Here is a 12,144-nt window from a genome sequence, read left to right as displayed (position 1 = left end):
GGAGGTGTAGCTTTGAAAATACTGAAAAATAAAAATAAGTACATCAAAGGTATAATGGCGTTTGTATTTTTATCTTTAGCTACTACAGCAGGTGTATTTTTAATTAATGATTTAAGCATGAAAAATATGGAAGAAAAAGTCATGGAGTCTGCAAATGTTGAAGGTGATGATGTAAAAGACCAATATAAGCTATTGCTTGAAAACTTATTTGACTACAGAAATAAGGCAATATTAGAGAAAAATGAAAATATTTTAAAAGGTCTTTATGAGACGGATAAAAAATTTGGTCTTTGGGCTTATGAAAATGAAGTAAGAAAGATGAAGTATTTAGAAAACTGGTCTAGTAAACAAGGTGTAAAATTTAAGGACATAAAGACAAGAGTTAAGATTAAAAAAATAAAGGAAAAAGAAAAAGACCTTTATGGTATAATCTGTTCAGTATCGACTGAGTATAAGTATTCATATGAAAACCAAAAAGACAAAGAAAATGCCTTTAGAATAGGTACATATCATTATCTAAATGTAAAAATTATAGATAATCAATATGTCATAACTAAAGAGTGGTATACAGACCCTTTTGCAGACTCTTTAAATTTAGAAAACATAAAGTCTGATGATATAAGAAACTATATTGGTCAACAAAATGGTGTAGAATTACAGCTTACAGATGAACAAAAGAAGGCTATAGATTATGCACATAAATACTGTGGAGCAGCAACTGATGAAGAACATGGTATGAAATTTAATCCAAACTATAGGGATTATAACCCAGAAGGTGGAGATTGTGCAAACTTTGCATCACAGATAATGTTTGAAAGTGGAAGATTCAAAAAGAACTCAATCTGGAATTATAGTGAAAGAGCAGGTACAAAAGCATGGGTAAATGCACAAGCTTTCAAAAATTATGCACTGTATAGTGGAAGAGGTTCATTAATTGCTAAAGGTTCTTATGAGGAAGTATACAAACAAGCTTATAATCTACGTCCAGGAGATTTTGTTGGTTATGAGAAAAAGGGTAGAATAACACATGTTTCGACAGTAACAGGATTAGACTCAAGAGGCTATCCTTTGGTAACTTGCCATAATACTGACAGAATGCTGGTTCCTTGGGATTTAGGCTGGAGTGATAAATCCATAAGATTTCATATAATAAAAATAAATTATTGAAAAAATATAAAGAAAAATAAAGTATAAAAGAGAATAGTGATTTAAAATTATAAAGTAAAAAAATTGATTATTAATGTATAAAAATAATAATAATTGACAAACATAGCTATATATGATAGAGTAGTACTAAAGTTACAGAAAAGAGTAGCTAAATAATTGTGTTTTTTTAGGAGGATTTATTAATGAAAACTGGTGTAGTTAAATGGTTTAACAATGAAAAAGGATTTGGATTCATATCTGTAGAAGGTGAAGGAGATGTTTTCGTACATTTCTCAGCTATAACTGGAGATGGATACAAAACATTAGAAGAAGGACAAAGTGTTGAATTTGAAGTAGTAGATGGAGCTAAAGGTCCTCAAGCTGCTAACGTAGTTAGATTATAATTAAAAATTCATATATATTAGTGTTCTAGTAATATGAGAGATAAACCGCTAATCGTTTAGCGGTTTTTTCATTTTTTGTAAATAAAATTAATAGCAAAATAAATTAAATTTATTAAAATAAAATCATTAATAATAAGATAAATATGTTAAAATTAATAGTGTAGAGTAAAATTATTATGGCTAAGTTTAAGTCAATTAATTTTTAGTTGATTTTTCTAAAAAGAGAATAAGTGATACTGATAGACCATATAAGAATCTTAATAAAGCATAATGATATTAAAATGACCAAAAGAAAAGCGCTTGTTACAGCGTATAGTATTTGAGAATACTTAGAAAATAAGAAAGGAGAAAGTTACTGCAAAAAAGTAACATTATAAGTATTGAATAATATTTATAAGTTTTCAGTAACGGTGGGTAGTGTAATGAACATATTATTCTTTCTAACACCAAAAAGTGAAGTAGCATATATATATGAAGACTACACTATAAGGCAATCACTAGAAAAAATGGAATATCACAAATACTCTGCAATTCCAATAATAAGTAAGGATGGTAAATATATTGGAACTATAACAGAAGGTGATTTTTTATGGACATTAAAAAACGACTTAAATCTGGACTTAAAAGGATTGGAAGATGTTCCAGTGACAGATATCAATAGAAAAATGGATAATTCTCCTGTTTCCATCAATGCAGATATTGAAGATTTAGTTATAAAATCTTTAAATCAAAATTTTATTCCTGTTATAGATGACCAAGATACATTTATTGGGATAATAAAAAGAAGAGATGTAATAGGTTACTGCTATGAGATAATACGTGGATATAAAAATTTAGCTAACGATAATTAAAAATTTTCTTTAAACTTTTCAAATTTTTAACCAGAGTTCTTTGTAATAAAAGAATAATAATATGAAATTAAATATTTAAACTTTAATATAAGAAGCTGTCTTTTCCAAGAAATATTATGAAAAGACAGCTTTTTTTATACATTACTTTATGATTAATCGTTATATTTTACAAGGTTTCCGTATTTAGCATTAAGAGCGTTTATTTTCTTGCCATAAACTTCATTTTGTTTTTGATATAATAAACTTTTTTCAACTTCAGCTTTAACTTCATCAAATGTAGATTCTGTGCTTTCTTGAAGGTCTTCTAATTTTATTATATGGTATCCAAATTGAGTTTTAACTGGTTCACTTATTTCACCTTTAGCCATAGAGAATACAGCTTCTTCAAATTCAGGAACCATTTGACCTCTACCAAATGTTCCTAAATCACCACCCATGTCTTTAGATGGACAAGAAGAATGTTTAAGAGCTGCGTCTTCAAAAGATATTTCTTCTGATTTTATTTGAGCAAGTATTTCTTTAGCTTTTTCATCACTATCCACTAATATATGCTTAGCAGTTGCACTTTCTGGTTTAGAGAAAGAGCTTTTGTTAGCTTCAAAGAATTTTACTTTTTCATCTTCTGTCACATCAACACTAGATAAAACTTTATTTATAGCAAATTGCTTTAATACATTTTCTTCTATCTTTTTCATTTCTAACTTAAATATTTCTTCTTCATCTAATTTTTCTTCTTTAGCATCTAAGAAGAATAATTCTTGATTTACTAAATCATTTAATAAGTGTTTTTTTCCTTCTTCAGTTTTGAATTGCATAGCTTGATAAGGGTCTAATGATTTTAATGCATTTTCAATATCAATATTAGTTATCTCTTTTTCTCCAACTGTTACTAAAACTTTTTTTTCCATAATAGTTAACTCCTTCATAGTGTATTTCATTATTAATATAAAAACTACCATCTTAAATAATATCAGAAAACAATGTAGATGTCTAACATTTAAGGTCATATTAAGTCAAATAGAATTAAATTTAGTAGAACAAAGTTATTATAATCAATAAAAGTGAGCTCATAATACCCACTACACCTTCGTCATGCTTAAATTTAAGGGTTTTTACTATTGAATAATAAAAGCATACTCCAGTAAAAATAATCTTTAAATACAAGAAAAATAAACTCTTTGGATATATTAAAAAGCTAAAAAGTGTAAATATAAAAGCAAGTAGAGTACTTATCCTGTAAAAGAAATCTATTTGTGTAATGTCTTTATATTTTATCATAGATGCTGAATATAAAATGATGAAAACAATTGCAATAATTGCATATGTGGTAAATAACATATTTTCAAGAGTACCATTTGAAATTACTATCCACTTATACCACATTATTGGCCAAAAAAATAGTGCTAAGAACTTAAAATAATTATCAAACAACTTTTCTTTATACATTCATCAAACAACCTTTCTTAACAAAAGCATGTATTTGTTTTTAGAATTTTAAATAGTATGATATCATTATTATATATTAATATTGAATTTATAGAAACCAAAATTTGTTAAAATAAATATATAGATTTTATTGTTAAATCAATTAAAACTACTACCATTTTTATTATGAAATTGGATCAAATATGTAGAAATATGGCAAATTGGTTAATATTAGATGTTTATTATTTCCAAGTGATAAAGAGTGTTTTTTTAATGATAAGAATTCCAATCTTTTTTGAAAGAAATTAATATCTACATTAAGTATATCTGCCATTTCATAAACGCAAGTGACGCCAGAATTAATTATGCTTATTATATCCTCTTCAGTAATTAAGAATTCACAAGCCCATTTTAAGGCCTTATTTTCGCACTTATCTATAATGATTTTTGTATAATAATCATTATAAGAGGATACGTAGTATCCAAGACTAGTAAAATGATGCCCAAGTTCTTCAGCCAAGATGGATGTAAGTTTTCTGGTATTTTGTTTTAAATTACTGAGTAATGATATGATTTTCATACCGTGTTTATTTATATATAGTCCTTCTAAATCACCTGCAATATAAGTGGTATAATGAATTATTATCTCTTCTTGAGAAGCTAATTCAAAAAGCTTATCCAAATTATTCATAAAAATCCCCCTAAAATAGAATGTATGTTTGCTTTAAAATTATATTAAAAGAGCAGGAAAATAGACTGCTCATTATATGGTTTATTTTTTTTTATATTTATTTAGTAAAAATTCTATATAATCATTAAGTTGTTCTTGTGCTTCTTCAGGTAATTCTTCATGTGGATTTTTTCTATGTGCAGCTACTGTATCAATATTTTCCTTAACTAAGGTTCTTCCAAGAAGGTAATCAACTGATACATTAAATACATCAGCTAACTTATTTAAAATGTGTTCATCAGGAAATCTGTTTTCTGTTTCATAGTACCCTAAGACTCTTTGGGAAACTCCTACTTTTTCACCGAGTTCTCTTTGAGTAAATCCAAATTCCTTTCTAAGTTCTCTTAATCTTTTGGCAAACATTATAACACCACCTTATGTATAGATTATAACAAATTGTTCTAAAAATTAAAACTAATAAAGCACAAAAAGAATGTTTTTTTCTAAAATGTATTGATAAAGAACAAATAATTCTATATAATGTAAATATGTAAGAACAAAATATTCTTAATGATGCTGGACGTATAAAAAATCCTGGTCTTCTTATGGCTAAGAAGTTTTTTTATATAGTTATAGAATAAAATGTTCTTAAAATTATAAGATTAGTAAAAAACTTTGTGCTAAAGAGATTATTGTAAATTTGAAGCTAATAATAAGTATATAAAAAAGGAGAAGTACTATGGAAAACAAAAAAGATATATTATTTAAAGAAACAGATGAAAGATTACATAATTATAAGTATTTTGATATAAAGATAAAGAATATTAGCTTGGACATAAAAAGATGTGAGAATGAGTACTCTGGATGTGGAGCAATGGTATATACAGAAAAGACTAGTAACACATATAATATAAGTTCTTCTGTGGAAAATGAGGTGTTAAAAAGGGAGGAAAGGTTAAGAAAATTAAAAATGGAAAAAGAAGATATAGAAATAGAAAAAGAAAAAATAGAAAATGCTCTAACATGTTTAAATGATATGGAAATGGAGTTTTTTAATCTTTTTTATAATAGTAAAACAAAAAACAATATGACGTATATATCTATGAAACTGCACTTAGATAGAACATCATGCTACAATTTAAAGAAAAAGATGATATTTAAATTGAGTGAGATATTATAAAAAATAGGACAATTTTACAACACTTTATATAAACCATTGCAACAATAGACTATAAAATATGTGAGATAATGTTATTGTGAAAGAAATCCATATTGAAGGAGGTGATAAATTGAAAAGAATGATATTACCTAGAAATATAGAAGATACTTGACATGAATAAATGAGATGTCTATTTAAAAATGACTTATATCATTTATAGTAAGATTATCAGATTAAGCAAGAATATTTAGCGATAGAGTGGTGATTATTTGCTTAAATACAAAGAAATATTAGAAACAATTATTGAGATTCTCAAAAAAAATTTTACTGAAAATGTTTTTATTGATGATGAAAGTTTGCAAGGCTCTGAAGGGTCTTGTTTTTTTTGTAAGTATACTGTCAGTTGTTTGTACACCCATAATGTCAAATACGAATAACAAAGATATTGTTATCTCTATAAAATACTTACCAAAACCACAATCAAACAGTATTAGAATGTATGAAATCTCAGACGAATTAAATAAGCTATTCAACAGAAATATAAAGGTAAAAGACAGAAAATTAAGTATAGCAAAATTAGAACAAAGTATAAAAAAAGATGAGTCAATTTATGTATTGAACTTTTCAATTACATTAAACTATCTTGATGGTGTATATGAAGAAGAAGTCGTATATGAAAATATGGAAGAAATTAATTTAAATTTAGGAGGGTAATAGTATGGCTATAGGATTACCAAGTATCAACATATCATTTAAGGAGCTAGCTACTACTGTTAAAGAACGTTCAGCTAGAGGAATAATTGCAATGGTGCTTAAAGATACTAAGGCACTAGGTCTTAATGAAGTACATGAAAAAGAGGATATACCAGCTGATTTATCTGCTGAAAATAAAGAATATATAAATTTAGCTTTGATGGGAAATGTTAATACTCCAAATAAGTTGTTAGCTTATGTAATAAAAGGAGAGGCAGATATTCAAACTGCACTGTACTTTTTAGAGACTAAGGAATTTAATTATCTATTACAGAAACAAATATAAATATGGAGGTCATAATTGAGGGTTTTAGCTATGAAGAAAGAGATGGGACTCGAGATGTGTATTTTACATTAGACTTAAAAGAATATAAAAGAATAAAAATACCAAAGTAACTCCAAAACAATAATTAGAAAATTGTAAATATATTTATTCAATCTATAAATTACACCTACAATTTAAAATACAAAAGATTAAAATGATAATATTGAAAATATAACATTGCATGATGTAAGAATATAACAAAAATTAAAGCTATAAGTATAAAAATTTAGATAATAGGAGGCTATAATGGATAAATTAATAACCGAATTGAGTAGTCTAGGGGCAATAGGTATACTATGTGCTCTATTATTTAAAAATACTATGCAGGAGAAAAAAGAAGATAGAGACATGTATAAAAAAACTGTGGAAAATTTTATAGAATTATCTACACAACAACAAGAAATAAATAAGAATATACTTGTTCAAATGGGAATAATGAAAACAGATGTAGAGGAAATTAAGGAAGATGTTACTGATATAAAAGGTATGTTACAAAAAGAAGGTGTATAACATGAAAGTAGCAGTAGCACCAGATTATATATTGTTAGGAAAAGATACAGTAGTATAGGATATAATGACCTATTTCATTGAGAAGGATTTTATAGTTTAAAATATTAATAAAAAAAGTACTAAAAATAACATATAAAAATTCAAAAAAGGAGTTGAGCTTAAAACTTGATTAGAAAAAATCAATTTTAAGACAACTCCTTTTTTTATTAAATTATTGTCTATTAACCAAAATAGCTATTTTAGCATCTGGATTATAACTTATCTGAACCATTTGATTTTTCTTAATATGTTCAAGGTCTTCACCACCATAAGTTATTTGTAACTTAACTGGTAACTTACCTTGTTTTATAATAGCAACATACTCTTTTTTACCCTTTTTCTCTAAACTAATCAAATTGCCAACATAAGGTTTAAAGTTCTGATACTTTTTACTAGAATTTCTTATGTAGAAGAAAGCACCAACAGCAATAACTAAATTTATGCCAAGTGTAACCCAAGAATTGATTTTAAGCATAGCTCCAGCGATTATTATCACGAACATTAAAACGATAGGTAATATAGCTTTCTTAAGAAGCAATTTACCCATTATTTCATTAGCCTTTTTCTCAGGGCCACTCATAGTTTTTGACCTAGCAAATGATTGCGCGAATTTGTCTCTTAAGCCCATTTTATCCTCCTAATTTTAATAAATATTTAGTTATAATAACGAGATAGTACTTGAAACTAAAAATTTACTACATTTATATTATGTTTGACTTTTGTATAAATAATTACATTCAAGTAAAGCAAAATATACTAATTATTTTATCATAAAACTATAAAAAAGAAAATAAATGAAATAAAAATATTAGAACAAAGAAATGATGTAAAATCGTATCAAAAGCAACATAAAAATTATTTATCTATTTTCTCATCTATATTTTTGTTATACTCAGTTTTTCTTAAATCCTTCTCTTTTTTATATTCATGAAGTTTTAATTCAATCATACCTTCTATTTTGGCTTTATCATAATCACTTAGCTTTCTAAAATTATTTAAAAGGTTTATTTCATTAGAGTTTATGCTATTAAGTGGATAGTTTGAGGAGGAATCGCAAATTAAATCTGATTTATGTGATAGATTATCTCCATTTAATAGCCAGTCCACTGAAACATTAAATATCTCAGCTATAGATTTTAATATTTCATAATTTGGTTTTCTAATGTTTCTCTCAAATTTACTCAAGTTGTCACAGCCCAACATTTCTTCTAGTTCATATTGTTTAAGGTTTTTTGCTTTTCTTAAATAAACAATTCTTTCTCCTAAAGTATCCATAAACACTCTCCATTCAATTAATGTCAAAAAGACTTCTTAAGATGTAAATAGTTGCAAATTAAAGGTCAAAATGACATAAAAATCATTGACTTAAGGTCAAAATGACTTTATAATTAACTTGATGATACGAATTTACATCCTAATTTTAGCACAAAGTAATCAAAAAATCTTATTTAGTATTAAATAAATTTATATACTTAATATGTGTACATATTAAAAATATATACTAAATAGAGGGAGGTGCGTAGACCAAAATATAAAAGTAGATATAAATTACTTAGAAAGGAAGTTGATAAATGGATGCTCGAAAAAAATGGATACCTTTTTTGGGAGTGCAAGTCAAGCAAAGACTTATTGAATTAAATATGACTCAAAGGGAATTAGCGAAGAAAATAGGTGTTAATGAAAACTATTTGTCAGCTATTTTAAATGGAAGAAGAACAGGTAAAAAATATAAATCATCAATTTATCAATTACTTAATATAGAATATTCAGAAGATGATTAATAAATAGTATATAAAGTAGGTGAATATTCTTGTGTGTAAATTAGATTCAGATGGAGTTATAGAGTGCTGTAGAGCAATTGATGATTTTATTACAGCTCTCAATGGTATAAAAAGTTTAAATATGGAAAGATTGGATATTTTAACTAAGTACTCTAGTACATGTTCAAGCCTTCTTAAAGAGGGGAATTACAAAGGATGTACAATTGTATATAGAAAGATGCTAGAGGAATTAAAAACATGAATAATGCATTTCTTAGGAACATAAATGATACATAGAAATGTACTATATTTTTAAAAATATGCAAACTAAAATATGGATAAGATAATCTAAATATTATAAATGTGCCTGAAATTAGACTATACTTGTTTTTAAATAACCTAATATCCATATTTTAGTAATATACTACAAAAAAAGAAGGTTAATAGATGATGTAAAATCGTATCAAATTATGTATATTTAAACCATTTTATCTTCATTATTATTGGAGGAATGCTTTTTTAAGTCTTTATATTCAGATATCTTAAGTTCAAGTATTCCTTCTATTTTTATTTTATCACGTTCATTTAATTGTCTGTATAGATTCAATATCGTCATTTCATTATCAGTAATATGTAGGTAGTCTTCCTTATCTTCCTTTACACTATTATTGGAGTTTACTTCTTCTTTACCATATAGAAGCCAGTCAGTCGTAACATTAAAATAATCAGCTATTGACATTAGTATATCGCAATTAGGTTTTCTATCTCCAGTTTCATACTTACCTAAGTTTTCAAATTTTAAAATATCCATAAGTTTGCGTTGGGTAAGTTTTTTTGAGTTTCTTAAATAAGCAATTCTTTTTCCTAAAGTATCCACAAAATACACTCCTTTCTTTTACAAATAATGTCTAAATGACATTTGGAATTAAAAATATAGAAATTTATAATATAAAACTAGTAAATTAAAGTCTAAATGACATTTTGCTTAAATTAATATGCTCATAATATGATTTTAACATATTATAGTTGAAAATATATGGTTTATTTTGATTTGTATATATATTGATAGGTTTAATTGCTATAAAAATGTAAAAGAGTATATGAATAGATTGCATAGATTTGTTTTGATAAGTTAAGATTGCCTTTTGATTGATTGTAGGAGTAAAAAAGATTAAGAGAGAAATAGTATTATATTGTAGTTTATATTAATCAATTATAAAAATTTTTATGCATTTACTACTTAAGATAAAATATTTAAGCATAAGATAAATTTACAATATAATACTATAACACTCTTTTATCTAGTCTTATTTTCTTTATAGAACAATAATATTACTAATGCTAGTAGATTTACTCCAAAGATATTTTGTATAATAGTTCTTGTATATTAAATTTGTACTTAAGTATAATTATTTACTGAAATATGTAATATTAGATTTTTATTTTTAATAAATTAAATATTATTATATGATAAGGAGAATATAGCAATGGAAAAGAAGTATGTAATGGCACTAGACCAAGGAACAACCAGTTCAAGAGCTATACTATTTAATAAAAAAGGCGAAATAGTTAAAATTGCACAAAAGGAATTCAATCAAATTTATCCAAAAGCTGGATGGGTAGAACATGACCCTATGGAAATTTGGGGTTCACAAAGTGGGGTAATGAGAGAAGTTATAGAAACAGCAGGTATAAGACCAGAAGAAATTGCTTCAATAGGAATAACCAATCAAAGAGAGACTACGATTGTTTGGAGTAGATATACTGGGAAACCAATTTATAATGCAATAGTATGGCAATGTAGAAGAACATCGGAAATATGTGATGAACTTAAACATAAAGGATTGGAAGAATCAATAAAAGAAAAAACGGGTCTTTTAATAGATGCATACTTTTCAGCAACAAAAGTAAAATGGATATTAGATAATGTAGAAGGAGCTAGAGAAAAAGCAGAGCAAGGGGAACTATTATTTGGAACTATAGACACATGGTTAATATGGAATTTAACACGTGGAAAAGTACATGTAACAGATTACTCAAATGCATCTAGAACAATGATGTACAATATAAATAATTTAGAATGGGATAAAGATATACTAAGAGAATTAGATATACCAATAAGTATGTTACCATTAGTAAAACCTTCTAGCTATGCCTATGGTCATACAGATGAGCGTATGCTATCAGGAGCTAAAATACCTATTGCTGGATGTGCTGGAGACCAACAAGCAGCATTGTTTGGTCAAAATTGTGTTGAAGAAGGCACTGCAAAAAATACTTATGGAACAGGTTGTTTCTTACTTATGAATACAGGCAGTAACATAGTTAAATCTAAGCATGGATTACTTACAACAATTGCTTGGGGTGTTAATGGAAAAGTAACATATGCATTAGAAGGAAGTATATTTATTGGAGGAGCATCTATTCAATGGCTTAGAGATGAATTAAAGATAATTGAATCTGCAAAAGATAGTGAAATATATGCAAATAGAGTAGAGGATACTAATGGTGTATATGTAGTGCCAGCATTCACAGGTCTTGGAGCTCCATATTGGGATATGTATGCTAGAGGGTCAATCTTAGGTCTTACAAGAGGAGCAAAAAAAGAACATATAGTAAGAGCTACATTAGAATCAATTGCATATCAAACAAAAGATGTATTGGAAGCAATGCAAAATGATTCAAAATTAAAACTAAAGTCATTAAAAGTTGATGGTGGAGCAAGTAATAATGATTTTTTAATGCAATTTCAGTCAGATATATTAAATGTAGATATAGATAGACCAAAGATAGTAGAAACTACAGCTTTAGGAGCTGCTTATTTAGCAGGACTATCTGTTGGATTCTATATTGGAAAAAATGAAATTACATCAAAATGGTCAGTAGAAAAAGAGTTTAATCCAAATATGAGTGAAGGGATGAGATGTAAATTATATAAAGGTTGGAAAAAAGCTGTATCAAGAGCTTTAAGCTGGGAAAAAGAAGATGAATTGGATATTTAAAAATTAATCAAAGTCAAATTTATTTGAATTTAAAAAGAGCTTTATGTAAAATATGAAGCTCTTTTTTTGTTATTCATTCTAAATTTTTATACAATCATAC

The 12,144-nt window shown here is 26.5% G+C and carries 16 protein-coding genes; 10 read left to right on the top strand and 6 right to left on the bottom strand.

Annotated features, from left to right (window positions below; translation table 11 throughout):
* Window positions 1–12: 12 nt before the first annotated feature.
* The 3 genes from KGF42_RS02140 to KGF42_RS02130 all read left to right on the top strand — a co-directional run bounded on the left by KGF42_RS02140 (window position 13) and on the right by KGF42_RS02130 (window position 2,401).
* Complete coding sequence (locus tag KGF42_RS02140; RefSeq protein ID WP_227821652.1) at window positions 13–1,167, top strand: amidase domain-containing protein; 1,155 nt, start codon at window positions 13–15, stop codon at window positions 1,165–1,167.
* 182 nt (window positions 1,168–1,349) lie between these two features.
* Window positions 1,350–1,550, top strand: a complete 201-nt coding sequence (locus KGF42_RS02135) for a cold-shock protein (protein ID WP_003419624.1) — start codon at window positions 1,350–1,352, stop codon at window positions 1,548–1,550.
* Window positions 1,551–1,972: 422 nt separating this feature from the next.
* Window positions 1,973–2,401, top strand: a complete 429-nt coding sequence (locus tag KGF42_RS02130; protein ID WP_227821651.1) for a CBS domain-containing protein — start codon at window positions 1,973–1,975, stop codon at window positions 2,399–2,401.
* A gap of 152 nt (window positions 2,402–2,553) precedes the next feature.
* On the opposite strand, the gene KGF42_RS02125 is transcribed toward KGF42_RS02130, so the two are convergent.
* The 3 genes from KGF42_RS02125 to KGF42_RS02115 form a co-directional block, all read right to left on the bottom strand.
* Window positions 2,554–3,309 carry a peptidylprolyl isomerase gene (locus tag KGF42_RS02125; RefSeq protein WP_054273339.1) on the bottom strand — a complete coding sequence of 252 codons (756 nt, stop codon included), beginning with the start codon at window positions 3,307–3,309 and terminating at the stop codon, window positions 2,554–2,556.
* 701 nt (window positions 3,310–4,010) lie between these two features.
* The gene (locus KGF42_RS02120; RefSeq protein WP_227821649.1) at window positions 4,011–4,517 is read right to left on the bottom strand and encodes a hypothetical protein; all 507 of its coding nucleotides are present in this window, start codon (window positions 4,515–4,517) and stop codon (window positions 4,011–4,013) included.
* 81 nt (window positions 4,518–4,598) lie between these two features.
* On the bottom strand, window positions 4,599–4,919 hold the full coding sequence (locus KGF42_RS02115) for an XRE family transcriptional regulator (RefSeq protein ID WP_054273342.1): 321 nt from the start codon (window positions 4,917–4,919) through the stop codon (window positions 4,599–4,601).
* Window positions 4,920–5,235: 316 nt separating this feature from the next.
* Between KGF42_RS02115 and KGF42_RS02110 the strand changes: the two genes are divergently transcribed.
* The 4 genes from KGF42_RS02110 to KGF42_RS02095 all read left to right on the top strand — a co-directional run bounded on the left by KGF42_RS02110 (window position 5,236) and on the right by KGF42_RS02095 (window position 7,243).
* On the top strand, window positions 5,236–5,676 hold the full coding sequence (locus KGF42_RS02110; protein ID WP_227821648.1) for a hypothetical protein: 441 nt from the start codon (window positions 5,236–5,238) through the stop codon (window positions 5,674–5,676).
* 399 nt (window positions 5,677–6,075) lie between these two features.
* A complete protein-coding gene (locus tag KGF42_RS02105; protein WP_227825633.1) occupies window positions 6,076–6,369 on the top strand; it encodes a DUF6838 family protein in 294 nt (97 codons plus the stop codon).
* Between the two features lie 4 nt (window positions 6,370–6,373).
* Window positions 6,374–6,694: a hypothetical protein gene (locus tag KGF42_RS02100; protein ID WP_227821646.1), complete on the top strand. Its 321-nt coding sequence runs from the start codon at window positions 6,374–6,376 to the stop codon at window positions 6,692–6,694.
* Between the two features lie 285 nt (window positions 6,695–6,979).
* Window positions 6,980–7,243 carry a hypothetical protein gene (locus KGF42_RS02095; protein WP_054273354.1) on the top strand — a complete coding sequence of 88 codons (264 nt, stop codon included), beginning with the start codon at window positions 6,980–6,982 and terminating at the stop codon, window positions 7,241–7,243.
* A 211-nt stretch (window positions 7,244–7,454) separates the two neighbouring features.
* Here KGF42_RS02095 and KGF42_RS02090 read toward each other — a convergent pair whose 3' ends face one another.
* Window positions 7,455–7,910, bottom strand: a complete 456-nt coding sequence (locus KGF42_RS02090) for a hypothetical protein (protein ID WP_054273355.1) — start codon at window positions 7,908–7,910, stop codon at window positions 7,455–7,457.
* Between the two features lie 227 nt (window positions 7,911–8,137).
* Window positions 8,138–8,557 carry a helix-turn-helix domain-containing protein gene (locus tag KGF42_RS02085; protein ID WP_227821645.1) on the bottom strand — a complete coding sequence of 140 codons (420 nt, stop codon included), beginning with the start codon at window positions 8,555–8,557 and terminating at the stop codon, window positions 8,138–8,140.
* Window positions 8,558–8,853: 296 nt separating this feature from the next.
* Here KGF42_RS02085 and KGF42_RS02080 point away from each other — a divergent pair, with 296 nt between their 5' ends.
* Entirely contained in the window at window positions 8,854–9,063 is a 210-nt protein-coding gene (locus KGF42_RS02080) for a helix-turn-helix transcriptional regulator (protein ID WP_003428146.1), read from the top strand.
* A gap of 31 nt (window positions 9,064–9,094) precedes the next feature.
* Window positions 9,095–9,304, top strand: a complete 210-nt coding sequence (locus KGF42_RS02075) for a hypothetical protein (RefSeq protein ID WP_227821644.1) — start codon at window positions 9,095–9,097, stop codon at window positions 9,302–9,304.
* Between the two features lie 216 nt (window positions 9,305–9,520).
* Here the strand turns inward: KGF42_RS02075 and KGF42_RS02070 are convergent, their stop codons facing one another.
* On the bottom strand, window positions 9,521–9,919 hold the full coding sequence (locus tag KGF42_RS02070; protein ID WP_227821643.1) for a helix-turn-helix domain-containing protein: 399 nt from the start codon (window positions 9,917–9,919) through the stop codon (window positions 9,521–9,523).
* Between the two features lie 610 nt (window positions 9,920–10,529).
* On the opposite strand from KGF42_RS02070, the gene glpK reads away from it, so the two are divergent.
* Window positions 10,530–12,044 (top strand): glycerol kinase GlpK, encoded by a 1,515-nt coding sequence (gene glpK / locus KGF42_RS02065; protein ID WP_227825632.1) that lies wholly within the window; start codon window positions 10,530–10,532, stop codon window positions 12,042–12,044.
* Window positions 12,045–12,144: the final 100 nt, after the last annotated feature.

This window comes from Clostridioides sp. ZZV15-6383 (genome assembly GCF_020657735.1).
Lineage (GTDB): Bacteria > Bacillota > Clostridia > Peptostreptococcales > Peptostreptococcaceae > Clostridioides > Clostridioides difficile_D.
Note: the sequence above shows the minus strand (reverse complement) of the source record. Positions and strands in the feature narration are given on the sequence as shown.